The organism is Nonomuraea sp. NPDC054003, from assembly GCF_055585125.1.
Window position 1 is genome coordinate 207,907 of sequence record NZ_JBVJKR010000015.1, and the last position, 25,362, is coordinate 233,268.

Below are 25,362 nucleotides of genomic sequence, written 5' to 3' on the forward strand. Positions count from 1 at the left end.
TCAGGGGGTCCGGTCGAGCGTGAGTCGCAGGTTGACCGCGCGGACCAGGTCCTCGGGGAGTTTCAGCACCTCGCGGTCGTAGGTGAGCAGCCCGTTCAGCTCGTCCTCCACGTCGGACAACTGGGTGTAGACCGTGGCGCTCAGGCCGCGCGGGATGGCCGGGACGATCTGCTCGGCGTGCAGCCGGGCGAAGGCCGCGCCCAGCCGGTCGGGGGTGTCGTAGCGCCGGTAGCCGAAGTTGCGGTCGTTGAAGGTGTGGCCGTCGACCCGCAGACCGTATCCGCCGTACTCCGACAGCACGAGGACCCGCCGGTCACGGCGGCGCGGCACGCGGAAGCGGCGGAAGTAGACGTGCAGGCTCCGCAGGTCGCCCGCGCCCTGGTCGTGCCAGCCGCTGGCGTGGTCGACGGTCCGGGTGGGGTCGAGCCTGGCCACCTCCGCCGCGACGCGGGCGGCGTCGAACTGGCCCCAGCCCTCGTTGAACGGCACCCAGACGGCGATGCTCACCACGTTGCGCAGGTGCTCCACCGTCTCGCGGAGCTCGGCGAGGAACCGCTCCCGGTGCGCCCGCCCGAAGAACCGGTCGGGCAGATGGAACGGCACGACCGCCGGGGCGGTGACCACCAGCGGATGGTAGCGTCCGCCCGCGTTGACCATGTCCTGCCAGACGATCATGCCGAGCCGGTCGCAGTGGTGGTACCAGCGCAGCGGCTCGATCTTGATGTGCTTGCGCAGCATGGTGAAGCCGAGCCGCTTCATGGTGGCGATGTCGTGGATCATCGCCTCGTCGGACGGCGCCGTGTACATGCCGTCGGACCAGTAGCCCTGGTCGAGGATCCCGGCGTGGAAGTACGGGCGGCCGTTGAGCAGCAGCCGGGGCACCCCGTCGGCGTCGGTCCCCACCCCGTACGAGCGCATGCCCACGTAGCTCCGCACCCGGTCGGCGCCCAGTTCCACCGTGACGTCGTACAGGAAGGGGTCCTCCGGGCACCACGGCCGGACGTCCGGGATCGGGACCCGCACCGGCCGACCGGCGGGGACGGTGGCGCGGGCGACGACGGTCCCCGCGGCGAGGATCTCGACGTCCGCCTCCCCTTCGGCGGCGTGCACGGTCACCTCGACGCACGACTCGTCCAGGTGCGGGGTCAGGGTGAGCCGCTCGACGTGCGTGGCGGGCACGCGCTCGGCCCACACGGTCTGCCAGATGCCCGACTGCGGCGTGTACCAGATGCCGCCCCGTTCCAGCTTCTGCTTGCCGCGGGCGTGCTGCCCGGTGTCGGTGTCGTCGCGCACCGCGACGGTCAGGACGTTCTCGCCGTCGCGCAGAAGGTCGGTGACGTCGAAGCCGAACGGGAGGTAGCCGCCGGTGTGGCGGCCCGCCTCGACGCCGTTGAGCAGCACCCGGCAGGTCTGGTCGACCGCGCCGAAGTGCAGCAGCACCCTGCCGCCTGTGCCGAAGCCGTCGGGCAGGGTGAGGCCGCGCCGGTACCAGAGGGTCTGGCCGGGCATCAGCCGCCGGTCGACGCCGGACAGCGCCGACTCGGGCGAGAACGGCACCACGATCGGCCCGTCGTACGTCACCGGTTCCTCGCCGTCGCCGGTGATGGCGTACTCCCACCGGCCGTTGAGGTTGAGGTAGCTGTCGCGGACGAGCTGCGGCCGCGGGTACTCGGGCAGGACCGCGTCGGGGTCGAGGTCCCGGCCCCAGCGGGTGAGCGTGCTCATGCGATCTCTCTCTTGCGCAGGATCCGGACGGGGACGGCGATCAGCAGCAGCACCGCGGCGGCGGCCAGGAAGATCGCGGGAGTGGGCACCTGTCTGAGCACCCCGAGATCCTCGTAGTACGCGTCCGCGCCCCGGATGACGAGGGCCCCGACATACGGTCCGATCAGCATGGGGATGAGGATCGCGAACACCATCCGGAGCCCCTGCACGTGCCCGGCGCGCTCCGGCGGCGTGTGGTCGCGCACGAGCGCGCCGATGGTCGCGGCGACCAGCATGAACCCGGACATCATCACCAGCCCGGCCGCGATGACCGGCACCATCCCGCGCGCCGCCCACATCGCCAGCAGCCCGGCCGCGTAGACGGCCACGGCGGGCAGCAGGAAGCGCGCCTTGCCGACGCGGTCGATCAGCCGGCCAAACCCGACGGTGACCGCCGCCGCGCCGGTCAGCACCACGCCGAGGACGACCGCGTACGCCTCGATCTGCAGGTAGCGCTGCACGTAGATGATCAGGTACGGGAGGAAGACCTGCGTCGAGACGCCCCAGACCGCCCACGCCGACAGCAGCAGGTAGAGACCGGGGTTGGCGCGCATGGCGCTCGGGCGCAGGCCGTGGAAGACGGCGGCCAGGGCGCCGTCGCGGGCCCGGGGCACGGACGGCCGGTCACGGACCAGGAACCAGGCCACCACCCCGACCACCGTGATGACCGCGCCGATCAGCACGAAGAACTCCCGCCACCGCCCGGCCCTGGTGAGCGGGTCGAGGGCGCCGAAGACGGCCAGCATCGACACCAGCGGCATGATCGCCAGGACGGACTCCACCCGGCCCCGGTTGGCGGGCCGCGTCACGTCGGTCACCCAGGCCTGGAAGGCGGCGTCGTTCGCGCCGGAGCCCAGGAACGACATGACGCAGTCCAGCACGATGACCGCGACCATGGCGACCAGCACGGCGTTCGCGGCCGGCGCGAGGTTCGCCACGGTGTCCACGGTGACCAGCCCGAACGCCGCCGTGGACAGCCCCCACAGCACGTAACCGGCGGCGATGAACACCCGGCGGCGGCCCGTGCGGTCGGACAACGAGCCGATCAGCAGCGTCGCGACCGTCGCGGTGACCGCGCTGGCGGCGACCATGGTGGCGATGGCCGTGGGGTCGTCGCTGATCGTGTCGTACAGGAACACGTTGAGATACATGTTCTCGACGGTCCAGGCGAGCTGGCCGACGAAGCCGAGCACGATCACCGCCGTCCAGCGGCGGGAGCCCAGCTGGGCGGGTACGGCGATGGTCACGCGCGACAGCGTATAGCTACCAACGGGTACGAAAACGGATCAAGCGTGCGCGGCGCCCGCGAGGACCGCGCCGTACTGGATGGCCACCAGGTCGTGGATCGGGATCGCGCGGGCCGGGCTCTCGCCCTCCGCGCACCAGGCCGCGTGCAGCTCGGCCAGCTCACCGGCCGCCGCCCGGACGGCGGGGGCGACGTTGCCGACGGCCAGCTCGCCCTCCAGCGCCCGCAGCAGGATCCCGCCGAACCGCAGCCGCATGCTGGACAGGCTCTCCCGGCAGGACGACACCTCGGCCACGGTCGCCGGCCGGTCGCTCGACGGGTCGCCCGCGCGCACCGCGTCGGTCTCGGCCATGCCCGCCAGCATCGGGATGAAGGCCCTGCTCGCCCGCAGGAACGGCGAGGACGTCACCAGGTCGCCCTGCGCCGCCGCGAGGGTCCGGGCGAGCGCCTCGTGGGTCTCGCGCAGGCCCACGGCCTGCGCCCCGATCAGGTCGCGGTAGGAGCGGCCGGTGGGCGAGGTGTCGGCGGCCGACGGGTCGGTCCAGTACGGGATCTCCGCGGTCAGCCCGAGCGTGCCGTACTTCTTGATGTGCGAGTCGCTGGCCGCGCCGCCGATGAGCGGGACCGGGTCCTGCCCGTTGGCCTCCAGGTAGTCGTACGCGTCCTCCATCGTGGGCGCCTGGTAGATGGCCTGCTCGAACGACCTGACCGCGGGATGCTCCGGCTCACCGGCGTGCAGCGGCACCCCGTACCTGCCGGGCAGTTCCTTGAGCACCTGGTGCAGCTCGGGGACGGGCCGGTTCAGGTAGTAGAAGACGCCGCCGGTCTCGCCGTTGTGCAGGGTGGTGAAGAAGGCGGGCCGGGTGTCGTCGATCAGCCGCATGAGGGCCAGCGTCTCGGGGAGCACCCGGTCGAAGTAGGAGCGCTTGTAGGCGAACGGGAACGTCCACTCCACCTGCTCGTCCGGGGCGGGCCGGTAGAAGTGCCGCGCGTAGTGGGTCCTGGTGAACGGACCGGCGAACCAGCCCTCGTTGAGCCGGGTGCCGTCGGGGTCGAGGCAGGCGACGAGGTGCCAGGTGTAGCCGCTGTCGCGGCGCAGCTCGCCGTCGGCGCAGAGCCGGGCGGCCAGGTGGCTGACGGTCAGCCCGCCGATGGGCTCGTTCGGGTGCGGGCCGGCCGCGACGATCGCGTGTCTCGGCCCGTCGCCGACCGTGAGGCAGAGCAGCGGGTCGCCGAGTCGGGAGGTGCCGATCCTGCGCAGGGTCGCCACGCCGGGATGACTGTCGGCGAGTGAGCCGAGGCGGGCGTTCACCTCGTCGACGGTGGCGAAGCGGTCGAAGGCGGGCACGGAGCCGAGTTCGTCGAGCACGGCTCCAGTGTCGCCCGGAGGGTGGACCGGGCGGGCCCGCGGGGGGGCCGCCCGGTCGCCGTCCCTAGTAACGGAGCTTCCTCAGGTAGCGGTAGCCGACCTCGGACGTCTGCCTCGGCGTCACGTCCGGGGTGTCGTTCTCCACGATGTACTCGTTGACGCGGTGCGCGTCGAACACCCTCCGGAAGTCGATCGTGCCCGTCCCCAGGTCGGCCATGTCGCCGTCCAGGTGACGGTCCTTGACGTGATACTGCAGCACGCGCTGCGGCGCCCGTTTGATGACGTCGATCGCGAACCGCTCCGGGTCACGGACGCCGCGGCCGACGCCGCCGGTCACCGCCCAGTAGATGTCGATCTCCAGGTGGACCAGGCGCGGGTCGAGTTCGGCGGTGAGCACGTCCCACGGCGTCCGGCCGCCGCCGAGGTCGATGGTGAACTCGTGGGCGTGGTTGTGGTAGCCGTACTTCAGCCCGGCCTCGCGGGCGGCCCGCGCCTCGACGTTCATCCGCTCGGCCCAGGCCTTCCACTGGTCCAGGCTGTCGGAGTTGAGGTACGGCACGACCATGTAGGTCTGGCCGAGGGTCAGCGCGTTCTCGATCTTGGTTTCCAGGGCGGCGTCGTCGGGGCTGATGCCGTCGTGGCTGGAGGTGGCCCGGATGCCGAGCCCGTCCAGGAACTCGCGGAGCTGCTTCGCCGTACGCCCGAAGTAGCCGAGCGCGACCTCGATCCGCGGGTAGCCGATCTCGGCGAGGTAGGCGAGGGTGGCGTCGTAGTTCTGCGCGAGGTCGTCGCGTACGGTCCAGAGCTGCATGCTGATCTGGCCCGGGGGGACGCGGTGCTTGTGGTGCGGCCGGTGCGGCGACGCCGCGGCGGCCGGGGAGGCGGCGGCGAGCGCGCCCGCGCCGAGGCCGAGCCCGGCGGCGAGCAGCGACCGCCGGCTGGGGCCGTAGCCGTAGCACATGGGGTTCTCCTAACGGGTGGGCTGGAGGACGACCTGGTCGGTGCCGGTCAGCTCGGGGAGGCCACCGGTGCCCGGGTCGGTGTAGCCCGCGACGAAGACGCCGGTGAGGTCGTCGTTCTCCGGGTCGTGGCCGCCTGGCTCGGTGGTCTGGATGGAGCCGGTGCAGCCGCGGGCCGTGGTCTGCGGGTGGCCGTGGTCGTCGTGGCCGAGGATGTAGTCCACGGTCACGCGGGCGCAGTCGACCGGCTGGTCGTCGGTGACCCGCACCTCGAACTCGACCACGTCGCCGAACGCGAACGGGTCGCCCTCGGCCGGGCGGAGGATCTCGACGACCGGGGTGTCGTTGCCGACCACGATCCGCACCGACGTCGAGGCCGACCTGCCGCTCGGGTCGCTGACCCGGAGCGTGGCGTTGTACAGGCCGTTCTCGGTGAACGTGAACGCGGCCTCGGGGCTGCGGGAGTCCACCCTGCCGTCGGCGTCGAAGTCCCAGGCGTACCGGAGCCTGTCGCCGTCGGCGTCGGTGGTGGCCGCGCCGGTGAACTGGACGGTGAGCGGCGCCTGCCCGGCGGTCACCGACGCCGCGGCGGCCGGGACGGGGGTGTGGTTGCCGGTGTTGCCGATGTAGTCGATGCGGGCGAGCTGGGCGTCCGGGTTCTCCTGGAAGAAGCCGTCGCCGTACTCCAGCACGTAGAGCGCGCCGTCGGGGCCGAACTCCATGTCCATCGGGTTGTCGAAGACGAACGAGGGGAGCACGTCCTCGATCCGCCCGCCCCGGTGGAACGCCTTGACGTAGTCGCGGGTCCACTCGTAGAACAGCGGGACGCCGTCGTAGTGACGCGGCCAGCCCACGGCGTCGCGACCGCGCGTGTCACGCTGGTCGAAGTCGTAGGCGGGGCCGGCCATCGGCCCGATGCCGCCGGTGCCCAGCTGGGGGAACTCCGCCGACTGGCCGTAGGAGTACCACACGTCCGGCTGGACGACGGGAGGCAGCTCGCGCCGCCCGGTGTTGTGCGGCGACTCGTTGACGGGCGCGGCGCAGTCGAACGCCGCGCCGGACGTCCCGGTCGCGAAGTCGTAGTCGGTGTACGGGAGCCGCGCGGTCGCGCAGTAGGGCCAGCCGTAGTTGCCGGCCTTGCGGATGACCGTCCACTTCCCGGTGCCGGCCGGGCCGCGCGCGGGATCGGCGTTGCGGGCGTCGGGCGAGTAGTCGGCGACGTAGAGGTCACCGTTGGACCGGTTCAGCTCGATGCGGAACGGGTTGCGCAGGCCCATCGCGTAGACCTCGGGCCGGGTCCCGGGGGTGCCGCGCCGGAAGAGGTTGCCTGACGGGATCGCGTAGGACCCGTCGTCGCGCGGGCTGATGCGCAGGATCTTGCCGCGCAGGTCGTTGGTGTTGCCGGAGCTGCGCTGGGCGTCGAACGCCGGGTTCCGGTCGGCCCGCTCGTCGATCGGGGTGTAGCCGTCGGAGAAGAACGGGTTGGTGTCGTCGCCGGTCGACAGGTAGAGGTCGCCCTTGGCGTCGAAGACGATGTCGCCGCCGACGTGGCAGCAGATGCCGCGGTCCACCGGCACGTCCAGGATGCGCTGCTCGGTGCGCAGGTCGACGGTGGCGCCGGTGAAGCGGAACCGCGACAGCCGGATCAGGCCCTCGAACGGCTCGAAGTCCTCGGGGGCGCCGGTGAACGGGGCGTCGCCCTCGTTCACGCCGGGCGTCGAGGGGTCGTCGATCGGGGTGTCGAGCGGCGGCGAGTAGTAGAGGTAGACCCAGTCGTCCTTCTTGGATCCCTTCCCGAAGCCGGGGCTGAGGGCGATGCTCTGCAGGCCCTCCTCGTCATGCTGGTAGACGTCGAGGTCGGCGGCCAGCGTGTTGAGCCCGGTCTTCGGGTCGTGTAACCAGACTTCGCCTTTCCTGGTCGTGTGGAGCACCCTGGAGTCGGGTAACACCGCCAGGTCCATCGGCTCGCCGGGGTTGTCGTTCAGCGTCACCTTCTGGAACCGGTCATCGGGGGGCGGGGCGCTGGTGGTCTCCGCGCCCTGGGCGGCCGCGGCCGGCATGAGGATCGCCGCAGCAGTCATGGCCGCGATCGCGGTTCGCGCTCTCATGCCTCTCCCTTCGGTCAACGTGAGGGATAAGTGAGGGCAGATCAACGTGAATGTAACCCGGGTTACGCCGATAGAGGAGGACCCAATCGGCGGCGGGATGACCGACTTTCGCGTCCGATTGGACAAAGTGCCGCCGCCGCGGGGTCGTGGTCAGGCGGCCTCGACGAGGCCGCCATACAGGCCGGTGATGCGCAGCAGCCGGGACATGAACGGGCTCGGCCTGGTCAGCTGGACGGTGACGCCCCTGGCCCGGGCCCGGTTGCGGAGCTCGACCAGGACGGACAGCCCGGAGGCGTCGCAGAAGGTGACCCGCGACAGGTCGAGCACGAGCGTGTCCGTGGCGTGGCAGAGCGCGTTGAGCAGCTGCCGGCGCAGTTTCACGCCCGTGTGAAGGTCGATCTCACCGGACGCCTGGACGGTGGTGCGGATGGTCATGCGGTTCTCCGTTCGGAGATGAAAAGCGTCGGGGGCGCGCGACGGGGCCGAAGACGGGGAGGTCGGCTGCCCGAAGCCGGTCACCTGAGCTGGGGCTCCAAGGTGAGCGAACGGCTTGCGCGGTGAACCCACCCTACCTCACGGGCCGACGAGCGCCCTGGTTCCGAGCGTCCCGCCATACCCATATGTGATCGGCTTGAGAAAGATGGGCGGGTCCGTGCGTACCTCCTGATGGCAGATTCCGGTCTTCGGGAGGTACTTCATGCACCGCAGAGTCGCCCTGCTCTCCGCCGCCGCGCTCGCCTTAGCGGGCGCGCTCGTCCCCGCACAGGCACAGGCAACCGTTACGGCCGATCACCGGCCCGTCCGGTGGTCCGGCGCGGACTCGTCGTCGGAGCGCAGGACCGTCCTGCAGTACTGGACCACGCAGCGGATGCTGGCCGCGCAGCCGATGGACACCATGGCGGCACCCCGGCGGGCCACCCGGTCGAGCGGGCCCACCCGTGGTGAGCCGTGGGCGGCCAGGGGCGACGCGGCTCAGACGGGGCAGCGGGCCACACAGCGGACGCCGTGGCGCACCCAGGGCTCCGGGAACCAGGCCCGCGGCGCCCAGACCCAGCAGGCCGTGCCCAACAGCCCCGGCCTGCGGTGGACCGACGGCGGGGCCGTCGTGCGCACCAGCGGGCGGCTGTTCTTCACCACCGCCGAGGGCGCCAACGCCTCCTGCTCGGGAACGGCCGTGACCAGCGCGAACGAGAGCGTGGTGATGACCGCGGGACACTGCGTCAAGCTGAACGGGGCCGCGCACCGCAACGTGGCGTTCGTGCCGGCCTTCGACAACGGCCGCCGCCCCTTCGGCACCTGGGTGGCGACCAGGCTGTTCACCACGCAGCAGTGGAACGCCCGCGAGGACATCAACTTCGACATCGCCGCCGCCGTGGTCGCGCCGCTGCAAGGGCGGACGCTGACTGACGTCGTGGGCGGGCAGGGGGTGGCGTTCAACCAGGCGCGGCAGCGGCAGATGTTCGCGTTCGGCTATCCGGCGGCGTCGCCGTTCGACGGCTCGACCCTGATCTACTGCAGCGGGCGGGCGTTCAACGACCCGGTCGCGACCAGGGGCCAGGGGGTGCGCTGCAACATGACGGGCGGGTCGAGCGGGGGCGGCTGGTTCCTCGGGTTCAACGAGTCGACCGGGCTGGGCATGCTCAACTCGGTCAACAGCTTCACGTACGACTTCGCGCCCGGCTTCATGTTCGGCCCCTTCTTCGGGGACGAGGCGATGGAGGTCTACCAGGCCGCGCAGAGCTCCGGAGCCCTCTGACACCGGCCGCTGGAAAAGGGAGGGGTGCGGCGGCTACGTTGAAGATCGGCGCATCCCGACAAAAGAGGAGTAACTCACATGACGGGTGAAACCCCTCCCCCCGGCTCCCGAATCGACACCACCGTTCCCCATGCCGCGCGGATGTGGAATTACTGGCTCGGCGGCAAGGACCACTACGACGTCGATCGCGTGGCGGGTGACCAGTTCAGCCAAGCATTTCCGGACATTGTGCATATCGCTCGGCTATCTCGTCACTTGCTCGCCCGTATCGTGCGTTATCTGGTCAATGAGGCAGGTGTCCGCCAATTTCTCGACGTGGGGACGGGACTGCCGACGGTCGACAACACCCACGAGGTCGCGCAGCGGGCCGACCCCACCTGCCGCGTGGTCTACGTGGACAACGACCCGCTGGTGCTGACCCACGCCCGCGCGCTCCTGGTCGGCACGCCGGAAGGCGCCACCGACTACGTCGAGGCCGACCTGCGCGATCCCGAGGCGATCCTCGCCGCCGCGGCCAAGACGCTGGACCTCACCCAGCCCGTCGCGCTGATGCTGATGGGCATCGTGGGCTTCGTGACCGACGAGGAGGGCGCGCACGCGATCGTGGCCAGGCTGATGGACGGGCTGCCGCCCGGCAGCTACCTGGCCCTGTGGGACGGGGTCAACGTCGTCACCGGCGAGGCCCTCGACCAGGCCCAGGAGGACTACAACGAGGGCGACGCGGTGCCCTACAACCTGCGCTCCAGGGAGGAGTTCGGCGCCTTCTTCGACGGCCTGGAGCTGGTCGAGCCCGGGGTGGCGTCCATCCCCTTCTGGCGGCCCGACCCTGACCCGCTGGCCGAGCTCAAGGAGGTGGACGCCCTGGTCGGCGTCGCCCGCAAACCGTAGGCCCTACAGCTCCTCCATAATCCGGCGCAGGATGCCCGGCGTGGCCTTGGGCGGGGGCGCGTGCACGCTGAGCTCGTTCAGCAGATGCCGGTACGGGTGCGCCTCCGCGTCCTTCGTGAGGTACTGGGCGCTGGCGAGCTGTTCGAGGTAGACGATGTCGTCCAGCTCGGCCTGGGGGAAGCGCAGCAGCGTGACGGGACCGACGCCGCCGACCGCGACCTCGACGCTGAACGGCAGCACCTGCAAGGTGACGTGCGCCAGCCCGGCCATCTCGACGAGGTGGCCGAGCTGGGCGCGCATGACGTCGCGGCCACCGACCAGCCGGCGCAGCGCGCCCTCGTCCACGATGGCCCAGAGCCTGCGGCCGGAGGAATCCAGCAGCTCCCGGCGGCGCATCCGCAGCGCGACCCGCGACTCGACCCGCTCGCGGCTCTCGCCGCCGTGGCCCCTGGCGATGACCGCGCGGGCGTAGTCCTCCGTCTGCAGCAGGCCGGGGACGTACTGGATCTCGTGCGTACGGATCAGCTCCGCGTCCTGCTCCAGCCCGAGATACTCCTCGAACCAGTCGGGCACCACGTCGCGGTAGTCGTGCCACCAGCCGTGCTGGTTGGCCTGCTCGGCCAGAAGCAGCAGCGTCGCGCGCTCGGCCCGCTCGACGACGCCGTACAGGGTGAGCAGGTCCTCCACGTCGCGGATCTTGAACCCGCAGCGCCCGCCCTCCATCCGGCTGATCTTGGAATGCGATCCGCGAATGGCGTAACCGGCACGCTCGCGGGTGATGTTCCGCTCCTCCCGCAGCCTGCGCAGCTGCGAGCCCACCAATATGCGCAACGCGGTCGGCCCGGTCCGCTGGAAATCCCCGCCCACGATTTCGGTCAGACCTCTCATATTGCGATAAGTCGGCATAAGCGCTCCTCTATGCCTCCGTCGCCCCACCCCTTCACCGACAATCCTGCCACGCCAAATACCGTAATCACTCTGAATTGCGGCAGCTCGTGAACGCACCGTCACAACACTGGTACGAAAAAGGGTGTATCAGAACCCGGGAACGGACAGGTCAGGTGACCCATGCGCCCGGGAACGGGGGCGGGCGAAGCTTCAGATGTCCGGAAGAGCCGGTGACCACCGGCCCCGACATCCAGAAGGGAACATCACCATGAAGCAGCTGCTCGCCATCGCCGGATTCGTCGTCACGATGGCCGCCGCCCCTCTCGCCGCCTCCGCGGCCGCCGACCACCTGCCGATCCACCGGGGCAAGTTCCTCTTCCACAGCGACTGCATCACCGCCGGCCAGCAGGGCATCGACCGCGGCCACTGGTCGCGGTACCAGTGCGCGGAGGGCTGGCTGTGGAACCTGTGGACCGACCGGTGACCCGGCGGGCGGGCCCGGGATGGCGGCCCTCCGGTCATCCCGAGCCCAGCCCCGCGTCCCTCGCCCGGGCGATCGCCGCCGCCCTGTCGTGGACCTGGAGCTTGGCGAAGATCGAGCCCACGTGGTTGCGCACGGTCTTGTCCGTGACGAACAGCCGCTGGGCGATCTGCCCGTAGCCGAGCCCTCGGGCCAGCAGGTCGAGGACCTCGCGCTCGCGTCCGGTCAGGGTCGGGAACGCCTCCCTGGCCGGCGCGGCGGAGTGGGCGGCGAACAACCCGGCCAGCCGTCCGGCCATGTGCGGGCTGAACACCGCGCCACCCAGCCCGACCGTGCGCAGGGCGAGCAGGATCTCCTCGCGTACGGCGCCCTTGAGCAGGTATCCGCGGGCGCCGGCGCGCATGGCGGCGAGCAGGCTGTCGTCGTCCTCCGACATCGTCATCACCAGCACCCTGACCTCCGGCCGCGCCCTGAGCAGCTGGCGGGTGGTCTCGATGCCGGACTGTCCCGGCAGGCCCAGGTCCATCACCACGAGATCCGGGCCCGTCCGCTCGGCCTCCACCAGCGCCTGCTCCCCGGTGGCGGCCTGCGCCACCACCACGAACTCACCGTCCAGACCCAGCGCCGCCGCCAGCCCCTCCCTGAACAGCGGATGATCGTCAACCACCAACACCCGCCACGGCCCCGCACCATCCATCGCCCCACCCTCACTCATCCACACCCTCCCCCAAACCAAGAACCCCGGCACACCGACGGAAACCAGAAAGCCCAGCGACCCCGCCGCCGGGGGCGGTCCGGAGGAGCCGGGGGGTGACGGTCACGATCCCGCCGCCGGCGGCGGGGCGAAGGCTCAGGAGCGGGACAATCACCCTCCGGACGCCGGGGGCGGTCCGGAGGGCCGAGAGGGCAGCGCTCACAATCCCACCGCCGAAGTCAGGGAGGTGCGGGGGGTGACGGTCACGATCCCGCCGCCGGAGGCGAGGCCTAGGTCCGGGATCGGAACAATCACGATCCGGACACCGAGGGCGGTCCGGAGGACCGGGAGTGCAACGGCCACAATCCCGCCACCGAGGACGGTCCGAAAGACCGAGAGAGCGGCGCCCACGACCCCACCGCCGAGGTCAGTTCGAAGGAGCCGGAAGGTGACGCCGGGGGCGGTCCGGAGGACCGGGAGGGCTGCGCTCACGATCCCACCGCCGAGGTCAGTCCGGAGGAGCAGGGGGTGAGGGTCACGACCCCACCGCCGGAGGCGGGGTGGAGGACCGGGAGGGCTGCGCTCACGACCCCACCGCCGAGGTCAGTCCGGAGGAGCAGGGGGTGAGGGTCACGACCCCACCGCCGGAGGCGGGGTGGAGGTCCGGGGGGACGGCCACGATCCCACTGCTGAGGGCGGGGAATGACCCTGGTCCGGACGTCCGGGGTGGTCTGGAAGGGCCGGTGGGGGTGGGGTGGGGAGGGTGGCGGTGATGGTGGTGCCGGTGGGGGTGGGGTGGAGGTCGGCGTGGCCGCCGACCTCCTCGGCGCGTTCGGTGACCGAGAGGAGGCCGGTGCCAGGGATCGTGTCCGCGCCGAAGCCGGTCCCGTCGTCGGTGACGGTGACGGTGAGGGTGCCGGGGGCGGTGGTGAAGGCCACCTCGACGTGGCGGGCGCGGGCGTGCCGCACCGCGTTGGTCACGGCCTCGGCGGCGATGCGGTACGCGGCCGTCTCCACCGCAGGGGCCATCGCGGGGAGCGGCCCGGCCGTGACCGTGACCCGTACGGCGTCCGTGGTGAGGCGGTGCGCCAGGATGCGGGTGGCGTCCAGCAGGCCGCGCTCGACCAGCGTGGCGGGAGCCAGCCCCGCCGTGATGCGACGGATCTCGGCCAGCGCCTCGACGAGCACTTCCGCCGCCGTGCCCAGATGGGCCCGCGCGGCCGGGGACGCCTGCCCGCACGCCTGCGCCACGCCGAGCCGGAGCTGCACCGCGGCGAGCTGAGGGCCGAGACCGTCGTGGATCTCGCGCCGCAGGCGGCGGCGTTCCTCCTCACGCGCCAGCACGAGCCGCTCACGGGCCGCCTGCGCCTCCTCGCCGAACCGCAGCGCGGCCAGCGCCGGCCCGGCCTGGTCGGCCAGCAGCGCCAGCAGCTCGCTGTCGCGCTCGGCCGGGGTGCTCGCCCCGTCGCGGGCCACCTCCAGCCTGCCCACCACCTCCCCGTGGTGACGCAGCGGGAAGACCTGCGCCGGGCCGTCGACCGGGGCCCCGGCGGCGGCCAGCAGGCGGGCGCCGGCGCGGGTCTCCAGCGCGATCCGCGCGCCCGACAACCCCAGATCCTCGACGACGCCGCGGCAGATCTGCTCGGGCACGTCGCCGGGGTGCGGGGCCTGCTGCAACCGGACGGCCAGCGCCCGCACCGCCTCGTGCGGCCGGGCGCGCGGCCCGTAGAAGGCGCGTTCGACGGCCAGGACGGCGTGCCGGACGAGCGGCCGGGCGGCCCATCCCGTCACCAGCGCGCAGCCCGCGACCACGGCCGTGACGGTGGTGCGCCCGGTGGGCAGGGCCGCCCAGGCCGCCATGGCGGCGCAGGTGACGGCGATGACCAGCACCGCCAGGACGAACGCGCGGGCCATGCGGTGGCTGGTCACCCGCTCCAGGCGCCACAGCCCGCCGTGCGAGGCGGCCAGCCCGATCATCGCGACCCACAGCACCACCCCGGCCGACCGGGCCACCATCGTCCAGCTCTCACCCCACAGGTCGGAGAGCAGGAGGCAGGCGTAGAGCGGGCAGGCCGCGGCGATCACCCACCGGGCCGCGCTCCCCCGCCCGGCCTTCGACGCCGCGCGGGCCAGCTCGGCGGTCACCGCCGCCGTCACGACCGGCGCCAGCCAGTCGAGCGCGACCTGGCTGTCGTGCAGCAGGCCGGCGGCCCACGTGGCGGGCGCGGTGCCGGCCCACGGGCTGGCGAACCGGGCCGAGCCGGGGGTGCCCAGCCCCCAGACGACCGCGTACTGGATGCTCGCGGCGGCGGCGGTCACGATCACGGCCGTCCTCGGCCACCGCACGGCCGGGCGGGGCAGCAGGCACAGCGGGAAGAGCAGCACCGTCAGCGGCTGGCAGGCGGTGCCGGCCGCGGCGAGCAGGATCGCGGCGGCGGCGACGGGCGTCCCCGGGTGCTCCACGGCGGCGAGCACGTCGGACATCGCGGGCGGAACGATCCACACGACTCCGGCGGCCAGCACGAGCGCGCCCCTGCGGCGGGCGTAGCGGTCGGCCAGGAGCAGCACCCCGACGACGCACACCGGCAGGCCCACCACCAGCCGGGTCACCTCGGCCGTCATCAGCGCCGCGCCGGAGGAGAGCCGCCCCCATTCCGGCAGCGTCACCGCGGCCCTGGTCACCAGCACCGCCAGCAGCAGCGCGGCGGCCATCCCGGCGAGGTGGGGGCCGCGCGCCTGCCACCGGACGGCGGGCGCTAGCCCACCCAAAGGTCCCAGGTGCCCAGCGCGTAGAAGGACCTGATGCACTGGGGCTTGGTCCACTGCCGCTTGCGCACGCCCTCCTGCCCCGCTTTGAGGCAGCCCGCCTCGGAGTGGTAGGAGGCGATGTAGCGCTTGCCGAGAAGGTCGGCCGCGGCGGGCGTCACCGGGGTGACGGCGACGCAGAGGGCCGTCAGGAGAACGGCGAGCGAGCGAGGGGACCTACGCATGCGAACTCCCGAGGTCACTGAGAGAGATGGATCGCACACTCAGTGTAACGGTCGCCTCACCCGCGCGGCCAGCGTGGCAACAGGCGGCGACCCGGGCGCGTTGGGTTTTCAGGAACGGGGCATTGACGAAAAATTCTTACATGTTATTCATGGATCAAGTCAGAAACCTTCAGCAGCGAGCGCACCCGTAGAGAGGAACTCGCATGGCTCGAAGCAAGTCCCCCGACCCGCCCGCCGACTTACTCGGCCCCGTCACAGGCGAAGTCTCCTGGTTCTGCTGCGGCACCGCGTGGGGGCCGTGCAGCAGCACCGGCAAGGGAGCGTGCGGCACCTGCAACTCCGGCAGCCTCCAGCACGCCTGGCCCAACACCTCCGACGCCTGCTGGTCGATCACCCGGCCCGACCGGTGCGGCGTCGGGCTGTCGCGCCGGACCTGCGGCTTCCGCCACCGCACCACGGCGCTGTGCGGCGGCGCCAGCGTCGTCACCACGATCGCCGACTGCGGGCCGCAGACCGACCTGTTCTGCGGCGAGCGCAGCTGCTGCGGCGCCACCTGCGCCGACAACCGGCTGATCGACCTCACCCCGGCGGCCTTCAGCCGCATCGCCAGCCTCTCCGCCGGCCTGCGGCCGTGCGAGATCGCGACCGGCTGAGGAGGCGGCGATGACCAGCAGAAGAGACCTGCTCAAGTCCGCCGTGCTCGGCGGCGGCGCCACCGTCGTGGCCGCGACCGCGCTCGGCTCGCTCGGGCCGGAGGCGGCCTTCGCGGAGACCGCGTACGACGCCGAACCCGGCGCCCCCGACCCCGATTTCGCCGAGGGCAGGATCCGTACGATCAAGGACGACACGCTACTCGTCCTGGGCTCGAACATGGTGTTCCACACCATCCGGATCGTGAACGGGACCAGCCTGTGGAAGCTCGGCCCGGTCCCGTTCGAGGCGGCGAAGCCGGGTGACGGCCTCTACGCCCGCGGGGTGCGGATGCCCGACGGGATGCTCGCCGCCGAGTCGGTCTGGCTCAACATCGTGAACATCAAGGGCCACATCAAGAACATCACCGACGGCAAGCTTCACCTGGACCACCACGGCAAAGAAGTGCTGTGCCACGTCGTGCCCGGCAAGTCCGTCGCGATCCAGGCGCAGGCGCCGCCGACCGCCGACCTGTCGATGCTCAAGGTGAGCCAGCACGTGCAGATCCTCGGCGCCTGGCGGCCCGACACGAACGAGGTCGACATCGCCACCGTCTTCTCCCCCCACTAAGGAGGCACCGCATGCACGGGATCGCCGCGTCGCAGCCGTACGTCCTGGCCTTCTTCCTCAGCTGGGCGGGCCTGCTGAAGCTGTTCAGCCGCCGGACGCGGGCCCAGGCCGGGCAGACCGCACTGGCCCGGCTCGTCGGCGCGGCGCGCGCGGTCCCGGCGCTCGTCGCCGTGGGGCTGGTGGAGGTGGCGGTGGCCGCGGCGCTGGTGCTGCCGCCGTACTCCGCCGCCGAGGGCGCGGCCGCCGCCGTGCTCGCCGCCGGGTTCCTGGCGTATCTCGGCTACGCCCACGTCGCCGCGCCCACCTCGTCGTGCGGCTGCCTCGGCGCCCACTCCCGCCCTGCCGACCGGCGCGGATTCGGCAGGGCGGGGCTCCTTCTCGCCGCGGGCCTCCTGTCGATGACAGCGGGGCCGCACCCGCCGGTCGCGGCGCTCGTGGTGGTGGAGGTGGTGATCTTGCTGGCGCTCTCGGCGGAGCTGGACCGCTACTGGCTCACGCCGTCGCGGCGCTTCCTCGTACGGATGCGCGGGCCGCTCTCCGTGCCGCCGCCGGGCGACGTGCCGCTGGAGACCTCGCTGCGGCTGCTCTACCTCAGCCCCGCGTACTGCTCGGCGTCCTCGCGGCTCTCCTCGGACATCCGGGAGACGTGGGACGAGGACGGGACCCGGTTCGTGGTCTACGGCGCGGGCGCCCGGACGGCGGTGTTCGCCGTGCCGCTCACCGGGGACGACCCGTCGGCCGTCCGCGTCGCGCTGGTCGAGGAGCCCGCACCCGCCTGACGCTCATGGGAGTTTAAGAATGGCCGCCTAGATTCGTGGCCGTGCTCAAGCAAGAGGTTGTGGAGGGGCCGGTGCGGGCCCGGCCGCGGCGGGCCCGGACGGCGCGGCTGACCGTCGTGGTGGCGGTGGTGTTCGCGGCCGGGACGGCGATGCGGCTGGGCGGGCTGGAGACCGGGTTCCTCCTGGTGCCGCTGGTGTCGTTCACTCCGTACTTCGGGGTGGCGGCGCTCGTGGCGCTGGCGTGCGCGCTGTGGGCCAGGAGCCGGGCGGCCGTGGCGGTCCTGCTGGCGGTCTGCGTCTGCCTGGCCTGGCTGGTGGTGCCGCGCGCCGTCGCGGGAGAGGCGCCCGCCGGGGGACGGCCGCTGCGGCTGCTGACCGCGAACCTCAACGGCGGCCGGGGTGACGCCCAGGTGATCGTCGACCTCGTACGGAAGCTCGACGTGGACGTGTTCAGCGTGCAGGAGCTGACCTGGGCGGCGCGGGAGCGCCTGACGGCGGCCGGGCTGAAGGAGTTGCTGCCGTACGAGGTCACCCAGCCGATGCCGCGCGGGCCGGAAGGCAGCGGCATCTACGCGCGTCACCCGCTGCGCGAGCGTTCGGGGCTGTTCCGGCGGGTGGGGCACCACATGCCGGTGGCGCAGGTGGCGCTGCCCGGCGGCCCGGCCGTGGAAGTGGTGGTCGTGCACCCGGTGGCGCCGGTGCCGTGGACCGTGGACGAGTGGGAGGCGGGGCTCTCGAACCTGCCGCCCGCCCAGGCCGAGGGTCCGCCGCGCGTCCTCGCCGGCGACTTCAACGCGACGCTGGACCATGTCGTGTTCCGGCGGCTGCTCGGCACCGGTTACACCGACGCGGCGGCGGCCACCGGGAACGGGCTGGCGCCGACCTGGCCGAATCGGGTGCTGCCGCCGCTGGTGGCCATCTCGCACGTGCTGACCGACGGCCGCGGCGCGGCGGTGGCGACGCGGGTCCACGACGTGCCGGGCTCCGACCACCGCGCGCTCTTCGCCGACCTGCGCGTACGGTGACCGCGACGGAGAGTGGGGACGCCCTGGAGGGGTTCGCACTCTCCGCGTATCGCTAGGCCGCGACGATGAACGCGTTACGTGCTCTTAGTCTGCGTTCAGCGACATCCTGGGGCGTTGCGCTCAATGTCGCAGATGTCCCAGGGGGGCGGTCCATCGGGGTATCGGTCGCCGCCGCCGGTCCCGCCGTCGGGGCTTCCGCTACCGCCGTCGGGGGTCCCGCCGCCACCACCGCCGCCACCGCCACCGGGGGTGCCGCCACCCCCGGGGGTGCCGCCGCCGCCTCCTCCGCCGCCCTGCCCCTCGCACACATAGAAGTCGCAGTTCGGCGGCATGGCCGCAGCGGGGCCGGCGCTGATCAGGCTCGCGGCGCCGACCGCGAAGAACATGGCCATGACCATGACGGCCTTGCGCTTTCTGTTCATCCGGTCATCTCCTTTCGTGGTAGGACACCCGAAAGGATCTCCGGCCGGCCTTGGAAGCCGGTTGTGGATCAATGAGAGCCGCTGCCGGACGCGACAGGTCCTAACCGTCGATGTCGAGCGCGGTTCCGTACAACCGGTCCACCTTCAGGCGGATGACCATCCGGCGCTCGGCGACCAACTGCTCCAGAAACGCGTCCCCGTCCTCGGGCCTCGCGTCCTCCGGGATCATCGCGAGCAGTTCCCGCCCCACCGCGTCGCCCGGAACCGTCGTGATGTCGGAGACCTCGGCCTCGCCGTCGGCGGCGGCGAACGACCACACGTCGCCGCCCTGCACGTGCAGCGCCGCGCGCGGGTTGTGCCGCAGATGCCGGACCTTGATCCGGTCGGCCGTCGTCGAGAACCGCGCTATGCGGGCTTCGGGATCCCAGCTGTAGAGCATGGTCGTCAGATGGGGGTGGCCACTGCGCTTGACGGTGGCGAGCGTGCCGAACCGTTGCTTGCCGAGCAGGTCGGAGAGGGCTTCGTCAGAGAGGGGCCGAGGCGCCGGTCCTTGGGTCATGACCTGATCAACGTCCGCGGCCTGCCGGGAATTTCCCTCTTGTCCGTACTGTGTGCCACACAGTACCGTGTGAGACGTGATAGAGGATGACGTACTGGCCACGCACCGCCAGGAGATCCGGCGCGGCACCATCGTGCTGGCCTGCCTGCTGATCCTGCGCCGCCCCGGCTACGGCTACGCGCTGCTGGAGACGCTGGAGAGCTGCGGGTTCGCGGTCGACGCCAACACGCTCTACCCGCTGCTGCGCCGGCTGGAGAAGCAGGGACTGCTGACCGCCGAGTGGAACACCGACGAGTCGCGCCCGCGCAAGTACTACGTGACCAGCCCCGACGGGGCCGAGCTGGCCGACATCCTGTCCCGCGACTGGGACGAGCTGCACACCGCCTTCACCAAGCTCAGGGACGACGAATGACCACGCTCACCGACCGCTACGTCGCCGAGGCGCTGCGCGGCATCCCCGAAGGGCAGCGCCGCGACATCGAGCTGGAGCTGCGCTCCTCGATCGCGGACGCCGTCGAGGTGCGGCTCCGGACGGGCGAGGACGAGTCGCGGGCCGAGGTGGAGGCGCTCGCCGCGCTCGGCGACCCGGCCCGGCTGGCCGCCGAGTACGCGGGCCGGCCGCTCCATCTGATCGGGCCCGCGCTCTACCTGAGCTACACGCGCCTGCTGAAGACGCTGCTGACGACCGCCGTCCCGCTGGTGTTCCTGGGTGCGAGCGTGGTGGGGTTCGCGCGGGGCGGGCCCGCCGGGCGGGCGCTGTGGGAGGCGACCGGGACCACGCTGACGGTGGCGATGCACGTCGCGTTCTGGGTGACGCTGGTGTTCGCGGCCGTCCAGCGGGCGCCGTCGATGCGCGACAGGCGGCCGGCCCGGTGGGATCCGGCCACGCTGCCCGAGCTGCCCGCGCGGCGGATCGACCGCACGTCGCTGATCGGCGGCACCTCGGTCGCGACGGTGCTGATCTGCCTGCTGGTGCTGGTCCAGCTCTACGGGCCGGTCCCGGTGATCTCGCCGGGGCTGTGGGAGTCCGGCTGGCTGTACCTGGCGGTGGTCTTCGCCGCCGTACGGATCGGCTTCGACCTGGTCGGCTACTACGTGGGCTGGGGCGTCCCCCAGGCGGTGGCGCACGCGGTGATGGGACTGGCGTTCGTCGTGCTCGGCGTGTGGGTGACGGCGGGCGGGGCGCTGCTGAACGACGCGTTCCTGGAGGCCATGGGCTGGCCCGAGGGCGTGGTGACGTGGGTGGTCGTGATCGTCGTGGTCCTCATGGCGGTCAACGACTCGATCAACGGGTTCGTCCGGGCACGGAGGAGGAAGGCATGAAGGCGATCGTGCAGCGGGCGTACGGCCCGCCCGGGATCTTAGGGATCGGAGAGGTGGACCGGCCGGTGCCCGGTGACGGCGAGGTGCTGGTACGGGTGCGCGCCTCGTCGGTCAACTTCGGCGACCTGGTCACCACCAGGGGCGTGCCGTACGCGGCCCGGCTGGTGCTGGGCCCGCGGCGGCCCCGGCATCGGGTGCCCGGCCACGACCTGGCCGGCGTGGTGGAGGCGGTGGGGCCCGGCGTGACGCGGTTCGGGCCGGGTGACGCGGTGTACGGCGAGGTCGTGGCCGGGGCCTACGCCGAGTACGCGCGGGTGCCGGAGAAGTTCCTGGCGGCCATGCCCGGCGGGCTGAGCTTCGAGGAGGCGGCCGCGGTCCCCGTCGCGGGCAACACCGCGCTGAAGGGCCTGCGCGACGCGGGCAGGCTGCGGGCCGGGCAGTCGGTCCTGGTCAACGGCGCCTCCGGGGGCGTCGGCACGTTCTCGGTGCAGGTCGCCAAGGCGCTGGGCGGCGAGGTCACCGGGGTGTGCCGGACGAGGAACGTCGAGCTGGTCCGGTCGCTCGGCGCGGACGAGGTGATCGACTACACCCGTGCCGACTTCGCTCAGGCGGGGCGGCGCTTCGACGTGATCCTCGACCTGGTCGGCAACCGGCCGCTGCGGGAGCTGACGCGCCTGCTGAACCCGGGCGGCGTGCTCGTGCTCTCCTCCGGAGGCGGCGGCACGTGGCTCGGCCCCATGGACCGCATCCTCCGGGCCGTCGTGATGTCGCCGTTCGGCGACCGTACGCTCCGGTCGTCCGTCGCCGGCCGGAGCGCCGGCAACCTGGCCACGCTGAAGGAGCTCATCGAGTCCGGCGCCGTCCGCCCGCACGTCGAGTGCGCGTACCCGCTGGGCGAGGCCCCCGACGCCCTGCGTCACTTCGAGGAACGGCACGCCCGATCGAAGATCGCCATCACCGTGTGACGCGGGCGGCCGGGAAGCCAGGGTAGCCCTGGCTTCCCGGCCGTCTCGTCATGCCAGGGTCTCGGTGAGGGGGACGGCCGGGTCGGCCAGCTTGGCGCGGTCGGCCGGGGCCGCGGCGCGGATCAGGGTCTTGATGTCGTCGGTGACGTCCCAGACGTTGACGTTCATGCCGGCCACGACCCTGCCCTCCGCCAGCCAGAACGCGATGTACTCGCGGGAGTCCAGGTCACCGCGGATCACCACGTCGTCGGCCTCGCCGGGGCGGACGTAGCCGGTGTACTCCATGCCCAGGTCGTACTGGTCGGTGTAGAAGTAGGGCAGCCGGTCGTAGGACGCCTCCCTGTCCAGCATCGCGGCGGCGGCGACGGCCGGCTGGTTGAGCGCGTTGGCCCAGTGTTCGACCCGGATGTGGGTGCCGAGCAGCGGATGGTAGGCGCGGGCCACGTCGCCGGCGGCGAAGACGTCGGGGTCGGAGGTGCGCAGCGAGGCGTCGACCACCACGCCGTCGTCGACCTTGAGCCCGGCCGCGACGGCGAGCCGGGTGTCGGGCTCGACGCCGATGCCGGCGATGACGGCGTCGGCCTCGACGCGGGTGCCGTCGGCCAGCCGGACGCCTCCCGCGATCTCCTCCACCTTGACGCCGAGCCGCAGGTCGACGCCGTGGTCGCGGTGGAGGTCGGCGAAGGCGGCGCCGAGCCGCGGGCCGAGGACGCGCAGCAGCGGCGCGCCGTCGGACTCCAGCAGGGTCACCTCCACGCCGGCGGCGCGGGCGGCGGCGGCCACCTCCAGGCCGATCCAGCCGGCGCCGATGATCACCACCCGGGAGGCGCGGGCCAGCACGTCGCGGATGCGCTCGCTGTCGTCGACCGACCGCAGGTAGAGGGCGTCGCCCGGGAGGCGGCGCGGGGTGGCGCCGGTGGCCAGCAGGAGTTTGGCGTAGTCGAGCCGCGCGCCGTCGGACAGGGTGACCTGGTGGGCGGCGCGGTCGACGGCGGTGACCGAGGTGCCGGTCAGCACCTCCACCTGCTGTTCGGCGTACCAGGCCGCGTCGTGGACGAAGATCTTGTCGCGCTCGGACTTGCCCTGCAGGTAGGACTTCGACAGCGGGGGACGTTCGTACGGCAGGTGCGGCTCCGCCCCCGCCAGGACCAGGCGGCCGTCGTAGCCCTGCTCGCGCAGCGCCTCCGCGGCCTTGGCGGCGGCCAGGCCGCCGCCGGCGATCACGTAGGTCATCGGTCAGGCTCCTCTCAGTTCGACGCAGCAGGCGCCCGGCCGCGGGGCCAGCACGGCCTCGGCGGTGGACGCGTCCAGCCCTTCGAGGAACCCGGCCAGGAACGCGTGGTTGATCGCGCACACCAGATCGGGGTCCTTGGCGGCCAGCGGGTGGAAGGGGCAGTTGAGCAGCCGCAGCAGGGTCGGGCTCGCTCGTACGGGCTCGAACCCGTGGCGTTCGAGCACCTGCCCGGCGCACGTCAGCGCGCGCTCGGCGCCCAGCCTGCCCGGCTTGGCCCGGTCGCGCTCGGCCGCACCCAGCTCGCGCCCGCGTGCTGCGGCGGCGCGGAGCGCGGCCTCGCGGCCCGTCTCCTCCGGGCCCTGGACGCGCAGGCCCTCCAGGAGGATGCCGGCGAGCAGCTCGTGCTCGCGCGGCGGGATGCTGACCCGCACGTCGAGGCCGGTGGGCTGGTAGACCTTGGGCGCCCGGCCGACCGGGCGCGGCTCCCCCGGACGTCCGTATCCGGCGGACAGCAGCCCGACCGCGACCAGCTTGTCGAGGTGGAAGGCGGCGAGCTTGCGCGAGATGCCGACGCTCTCGGCGGCCTCGTCGCGGGTGACGGGCCGGTCGGCGCGCCTGATGAAGTCGTACATGCGCCGCCGCAGGTCGTCGCTGAGCACCGCGACGGCCGCACGGGCCTGCTCCGACATCGTCACGCCGTCAGGTTAACACCCAAGACCGCTGGCGAAACAGGTCACTATTGACCAAATATGGGGATATGACTAACACTTGTTGGTGAAAATAGGAGGTGGTCCCTTGATGGACCTGGCCGAGGCCGAGCACGCGGCCGAGCGGTTCCTGGCGGCGCTGGGCGTCGACACCGACGAGGAGAGCCTGCGCGAGACCCCGCGCCGGATGGCGCACGCGTACGCCGAGATGCTGAGCCCGCGCCCGTTCGAACTGACCACCTTCCCCAACGACGAGGGCTACGACGAGCTCGTCCTGGTACGGTCCATCCCCCTGCGGTCGATCTGCGAGCACCACCTGCTGCCGTTCACCGGGCTCGCGCACGTCGGCTACCTGCCGGGCAAGCGCATCGTGGGGCTGTCGAAGCTGGCCAGGGTCGTGGAGCACTTCGCCTGCCGCCCCCAGGTGCAGGAACGGCTGACCCGCCAGGTGGCCGGGTGGCTGCACGACCAGCTCGACCCCGAGGGGGTCGGCGTCGTCATCGAGGCCGACCACACGTGCATGACGCTGCGCGGCGTGCAGGCTCCCGGATCGCGCACCCTCACCTCCACGCTGCTCGGTACGCTGCGTGACGACGCCCGCGCCCGGGCCGAGTTCTTCGCTCTCACGGGACTGCCGAAATGATCGAGATCTGGATCAACCCCGACTGCTCGAAGTGCCGCGCCGCCCTGTCGATCCTGGACGCCGAGCAGGCCGGCTACACCGTCCGCCGCTACCTGGACGACCCGCCGACCGAGCAGGAGCTCCGCGACGTGCTGGCCAGGCTGGGGCTGGAGCCGTGGGACATCACCCGCCACGGCGAGCCGGTCGCCGCCGAGCTGGGCCTGGAGACCTGGCCGCGCGCCCCGGAGAGCCGCGACCGCTGGATCGGCGCGCTGGCGGGCCATCCGATCCTGATCCAGCGCCCGATCATCACCGCCGCCGACGGCGCCGCCGTGGTCGCCCGCACCGAGGAGGCGGTCCGGTCAGCCCTCTGACGGGCCGGTGACGCGCCGCTCCCCCTTGGTGGTGATCACGTACACCTGCCAGTTGTAGTAGACGTAGTAGTTCACCGGATCCCGCTTGATCTGGCGGGCGTGCGACTGGATGGCGTTCACGTACCGCTGGGAGGGGTTGTAGGCGTGCAGCGCGCGCCCGTAGTCGCGGGGCGCGCCGGTGGCGCGCAGGTAGTTGGCGGCGGCCATGACCGCGTCGCGGTGGTCCTGGACGTCGCCGCCCATCCCGTACGCCTTCCAGGTGGCGGGCATGAACTGCATCGGCCCCTGCGCGCCGACGTGGCTGGCCGACCTGACCCGGCCGAACTTCGTCTCGGCGAACATGACCGCCGCCAGCACCTCCCACTCCACGCCGAAGCGGCGCTCGGCCTGCTTGAAGTAGCGGAGCAGCTCGGCGGCGGGGCGGGCGTCGCGGGTCCTGATGACCGACGTGCTCTTGACGGGGTGGGCGAGGGCCAGCAGCTCGCGGATGGCCCGGGTGTCGTCCCTGGCTCCGGCGGCCAGCCGCTCGGGCAGGCGGGCGAACGCCTTCTCGGCGATCTCCGGGTTGCGCGCGGCGAACCGGTGGATGCGCTGGTGGTGGAGGGCGAGGAGCTCGACGTCCTCGGGCGGCTCCCGCTTCTTGTCCCAGCCGTCAATGGCCTCGGCGAGGGCCTCGGTGGTCTTCTCCAGCGCCGCGGCCAGCTTCGCCGGATCCCTCGGGATGCGTTCGTCCGGATCGGGCAGGTCGGGGCTGGGTTCCGGGGCGGGGGACGCGGTGGTGGGCGCCGTGGTGGGCGCCGTGGTGGGCGTGGGGACCGACGGCGGGGCGGCGCTCTCCTGGGCGGCGCAGCCCGCGGCGGCCGTGAGCACCGCCGCCGCCGTCACGACGCGGAAGCTTCGCATGGGCGGCCAATCTACCCGGTGTGTGAAGGTCCGTTCCGGTGGTACG

Annotated in this window: 27 protein-coding genes; 12 read left to right on the forward strand and 15 right to left on the reverse strand. The window is 72.3% G+C overall.

What is annotated here, in order from left to right; translation table 11 throughout:
- From ACZ6YG_RS34470 to ACZ6YG_RS34495, 6 genes are all read right to left on the reverse strand, one after another.
- On the reverse strand, positions 1-1,725 hold the full coding sequence (locus ACZ6YG_RS34470; protein ID WP_466020312.1) for a glycoside hydrolase family 2 protein: 1,725 nt from the start codon (positions 1,723-1,725) through the stop codon (positions 1-3).
- Complete coding sequence (locus tag ACZ6YG_RS34475; RefSeq protein WP_466020313.1) at positions 1,722-3,011, reverse strand: MFS transporter; 1,290 nt, start codon at positions 3,009-3,011, stop codon at positions 1,722-1,724. The genes ACZ6YG_RS34470 and ACZ6YG_RS34475 overlap by 4 nt, the downstream gene beginning before the upstream one ends.
- A 39-nt stretch (positions 3,012-3,050) precedes the next feature.
- Positions 3,051-4,379 carry a M14 family zinc carboxypeptidase gene (locus tag ACZ6YG_RS34480; protein WP_397196054.1) on the reverse strand — a complete coding sequence of 443 codons (1,329 nt, stop codon included), beginning with the start codon at positions 4,377-4,379 and terminating at the stop codon, positions 3,051-3,053.
- 64 nt (positions 4,380-4,443) lie between these two features.
- Positions 4,444-5,340, reverse strand: coding sequence for a sugar phosphate isomerase/epimerase family protein (locus tag ACZ6YG_RS34485; RefSeq protein WP_466020314.1), 897 nt, complete (start codon positions 5,338-5,340; stop codon positions 4,444-4,446).
- Between the two features lie 9 nt (positions 5,341-5,349).
- Complete coding sequence (locus tag ACZ6YG_RS34490) at positions 5,350-7,446, reverse strand: PQQ-dependent sugar dehydrogenase (RefSeq protein WP_466020315.1); 2,097 nt, start codon at positions 7,444-7,446, stop codon at positions 5,350-5,352.
- Between the two features lie 150 nt (positions 7,447-7,596).
- Complete coding sequence (locus tag ACZ6YG_RS34495) at positions 7,597-7,881, reverse strand: STAS domain-containing protein (protein WP_466020316.1); 285 nt, start codon at positions 7,879-7,881, stop codon at positions 7,597-7,599.
- 262 nt (positions 7,882-8,143) lie between these two features.
- On the opposite strand from ACZ6YG_RS34495, the gene ACZ6YG_RS34500 reads away from it, so the two are divergent.
- Together ACZ6YG_RS34500 and ACZ6YG_RS34505 are read left to right on the forward strand one after the other, a co-directional pair.
- Complete coding sequence (locus ACZ6YG_RS34500) at positions 8,144-9,202, forward strand: trypsin-like serine peptidase (RefSeq protein ID WP_466020317.1); 1,059 nt, start codon at positions 8,144-8,146, stop codon at positions 9,200-9,202.
- A 78-nt stretch (positions 9,203-9,280) separates the two neighbouring features.
- Entirely contained in the window at positions 9,281-10,090 is an 810-nt protein-coding gene (locus ACZ6YG_RS34505; RefSeq protein WP_466020318.1) for an SAM-dependent methyltransferase, read from the forward strand.
- A 3-nt stretch (positions 10,091-10,093) separates the two neighbouring features.
- Here ACZ6YG_RS34505 and ACZ6YG_RS34510 read toward each other — a convergent pair whose 3' ends face one another.
- Complete coding sequence (locus ACZ6YG_RS34510; protein WP_466020319.1) at positions 10,094-10,978, reverse strand: helix-turn-helix domain-containing protein; 885 nt, start codon at positions 10,976-10,978, stop codon at positions 10,094-10,096.
- A 268-nt stretch (positions 10,979-11,246) separates the two neighbouring features.
- Between ACZ6YG_RS34510 and ACZ6YG_RS34515 the strand changes: the two genes are divergently transcribed.
- Positions 11,247-11,462 (forward strand): hypothetical protein, encoded by a 216-nt coding sequence (locus ACZ6YG_RS34515; protein ID WP_148035339.1) that lies wholly within the window; start codon positions 11,247-11,249, stop codon positions 11,460-11,462.
- Between the two features lie 34 nt (positions 11,463-11,496).
- On the opposite strand, the gene ACZ6YG_RS34520 is transcribed toward ACZ6YG_RS34515, so the two are convergent.
- From ACZ6YG_RS34520 to ACZ6YG_RS34530, 3 genes are all read right to left on the reverse strand, one after another.
- Positions 11,497-12,126 (reverse strand): response regulator transcription factor, encoded by a 630-nt coding sequence (locus tag ACZ6YG_RS34520; protein WP_315970654.1) that lies wholly within the window; start codon positions 12,124-12,126, stop codon positions 11,497-11,499.
- A gap of 657 nt (positions 12,127-12,783) precedes the next feature.
- A complete protein-coding gene (locus ACZ6YG_RS34525) occupies positions 12,784-14,922 on the reverse strand; it encodes an ATP-binding protein (protein WP_466020320.1) in 2,139 nt (712 codons plus the stop codon).
- Positions 14,910-15,143 (reverse strand): hypothetical protein, encoded by a 234-nt coding sequence (locus ACZ6YG_RS34530; RefSeq protein ID WP_148035343.1) that lies wholly within the window; start codon positions 15,141-15,143, stop codon positions 14,910-14,912. The genes ACZ6YG_RS34525 and ACZ6YG_RS34530 overlap by 13 nt, the downstream gene beginning before the upstream one ends.
- A 203-nt stretch (positions 15,144-15,346) precedes the next feature.
- Here ACZ6YG_RS34530 and ACZ6YG_RS34535 point away from each other — a divergent pair, with 203 nt between their 5' ends.
- From ACZ6YG_RS34535 to ACZ6YG_RS34550, 4 genes are read left to right on the forward strand one after another with little or no spacing between them, the layout of a single operon-like run.
- Positions 15,347-15,796, forward strand: a complete 450-nt coding sequence (locus ACZ6YG_RS34535; protein ID WP_148035344.1) for an RlpA-like double-psi beta-barrel domain-containing protein — start codon at positions 15,347-15,349, stop codon at positions 15,794-15,796.
- 10 nt (positions 15,797-15,806) lie between these two features.
- Positions 15,807-16,403, forward strand: a complete 597-nt coding sequence (locus ACZ6YG_RS34540) for a cell wall protein (RefSeq protein ID WP_148035345.1) — start codon at positions 15,807-15,809, stop codon at positions 16,401-16,403.
- Between the two features lie 11 nt (positions 16,404-16,414).
- Positions 16,415-17,182: a MauE/DoxX family redox-associated membrane protein gene (locus ACZ6YG_RS34545; protein WP_466020321.1), complete on the forward strand. Its 768-nt coding sequence runs from the start codon at positions 16,415-16,417 to the stop codon at positions 17,180-17,182.
- 41 nt (positions 17,183-17,223) lie between these two features.
- Positions 17,224-18,207 carry an endonuclease/exonuclease/phosphatase family protein gene (locus ACZ6YG_RS34550; RefSeq protein ID WP_466020322.1) on the forward strand — a complete coding sequence of 328 codons (984 nt, stop codon included), beginning with the start codon at positions 17,224-17,226 and terminating at the stop codon, positions 18,205-18,207.
- Positions 18,208-18,302: 95 nt separating this feature from the next.
- Here the strand turns inward: ACZ6YG_RS34550 and ACZ6YG_RS34555 are convergent, their stop codons facing one another.
- Together ACZ6YG_RS34555 and ACZ6YG_RS34560 are read right to left on the reverse strand one after the other, a co-directional pair.
- Complete coding sequence (locus ACZ6YG_RS34555) at positions 18,303-18,629, reverse strand: hypothetical protein (protein ID WP_466020323.1); 327 nt, start codon at positions 18,627-18,629, stop codon at positions 18,303-18,305.
- Positions 18,630-18,729: 100 nt separating this feature from the next.
- Positions 18,730-19,188 carry a pyridoxamine 5'-phosphate oxidase family protein gene (locus ACZ6YG_RS34560; RefSeq protein ID WP_466020324.1) on the reverse strand — a complete coding sequence of 153 codons (459 nt, stop codon included), beginning with the start codon at positions 19,186-19,188 and terminating at the stop codon, positions 18,730-18,732.
- 76 nt (positions 19,189-19,264) lie between these two features.
- Here ACZ6YG_RS34560 and ACZ6YG_RS34565 point away from each other — a divergent pair, with 76 nt between their 5' ends.
- The 3 genes from ACZ6YG_RS34565 to ACZ6YG_RS34575 are packed head-to-tail and all read left to right on the forward strand — an operon-like array spanning position 19,265 to position 21,476.
- Complete coding sequence (locus tag ACZ6YG_RS34565; protein WP_148035348.1) at positions 19,265-19,600, forward strand: PadR family transcriptional regulator; 336 nt, start codon at positions 19,265-19,267, stop codon at positions 19,598-19,600.
- Entirely contained in the window at positions 19,597-20,511 is a 915-nt protein-coding gene (locus ACZ6YG_RS34570; protein ID WP_466020325.1) for an HAAS signaling domain-containing protein, read from the forward strand. The genes ACZ6YG_RS34565 and ACZ6YG_RS34570 overlap by 4 nt, the downstream gene beginning before the upstream one ends.
- Positions 20,508-21,476, forward strand: coding sequence for an NAD(P)-dependent alcohol dehydrogenase (locus tag ACZ6YG_RS34575; RefSeq protein WP_466020326.1), 969 nt, complete (start codon positions 20,508-20,510; stop codon positions 21,474-21,476). Before ACZ6YG_RS34570 ends, ACZ6YG_RS34575 begins: the two co-directional genes overlap by 4 nt.
- Positions 21,477-21,524: 48 nt before the next feature.
- On the opposite strand, the gene ACZ6YG_RS34580 is transcribed toward ACZ6YG_RS34575, so the two are convergent.
- Both ACZ6YG_RS34580 and ACZ6YG_RS34585 read right to left on the reverse strand, forming a co-directional pair.
- On the reverse strand, positions 21,525-22,709 hold the full coding sequence (locus ACZ6YG_RS34580; protein WP_364229506.1) for an NAD(P)/FAD-dependent oxidoreductase: 1,185 nt from the start codon (positions 22,707-22,709) through the stop codon (positions 21,525-21,527).
- A gap of 3 nt (positions 22,710-22,712) precedes the next feature.
- Complete coding sequence (locus ACZ6YG_RS34585) at positions 22,713-23,399, reverse strand: helix-turn-helix transcriptional regulator (RefSeq protein WP_148037124.1); 687 nt, start codon at positions 23,397-23,399, stop codon at positions 22,713-22,715.
- Positions 23,400-23,508: 109 nt separating this feature from the next.
- Here ACZ6YG_RS34585 and folE point away from each other — a divergent pair, with 109 nt between their 5' ends.
- Positions 23,509-24,060, forward strand: a complete 552-nt coding sequence (folE, locus tag ACZ6YG_RS34590) for a GTP cyclohydrolase I FolE (RefSeq protein ID WP_148035352.1) — start codon at positions 23,509-23,511, stop codon at positions 24,058-24,060.
- The gene (locus ACZ6YG_RS34595; RefSeq protein ID WP_466020327.1) at positions 24,057-24,413 is read left to right on the forward strand and encodes an ArsC/Spx/MgsR family protein; all 357 of its coding nucleotides are present in this window, start codon (positions 24,057-24,059) and stop codon (positions 24,411-24,413) included. Before folE ends, ACZ6YG_RS34595 begins: the two co-directional genes overlap by 4 nt.
- Here ACZ6YG_RS34595 and ACZ6YG_RS34600 read toward each other — a convergent pair.
- A complete protein-coding gene (locus ACZ6YG_RS34600; protein WP_466020328.1) occupies positions 24,402-25,316 on the reverse strand; it encodes a lytic transglycosylase domain-containing protein in 915 nt (304 codons plus the stop codon). The two genes, ACZ6YG_RS34595 and ACZ6YG_RS34600, sit on opposite strands and share 12 nt — an antisense overlap.
- Between the last annotated feature and the right edge of the window lie 46 nt (positions 25,317-25,362).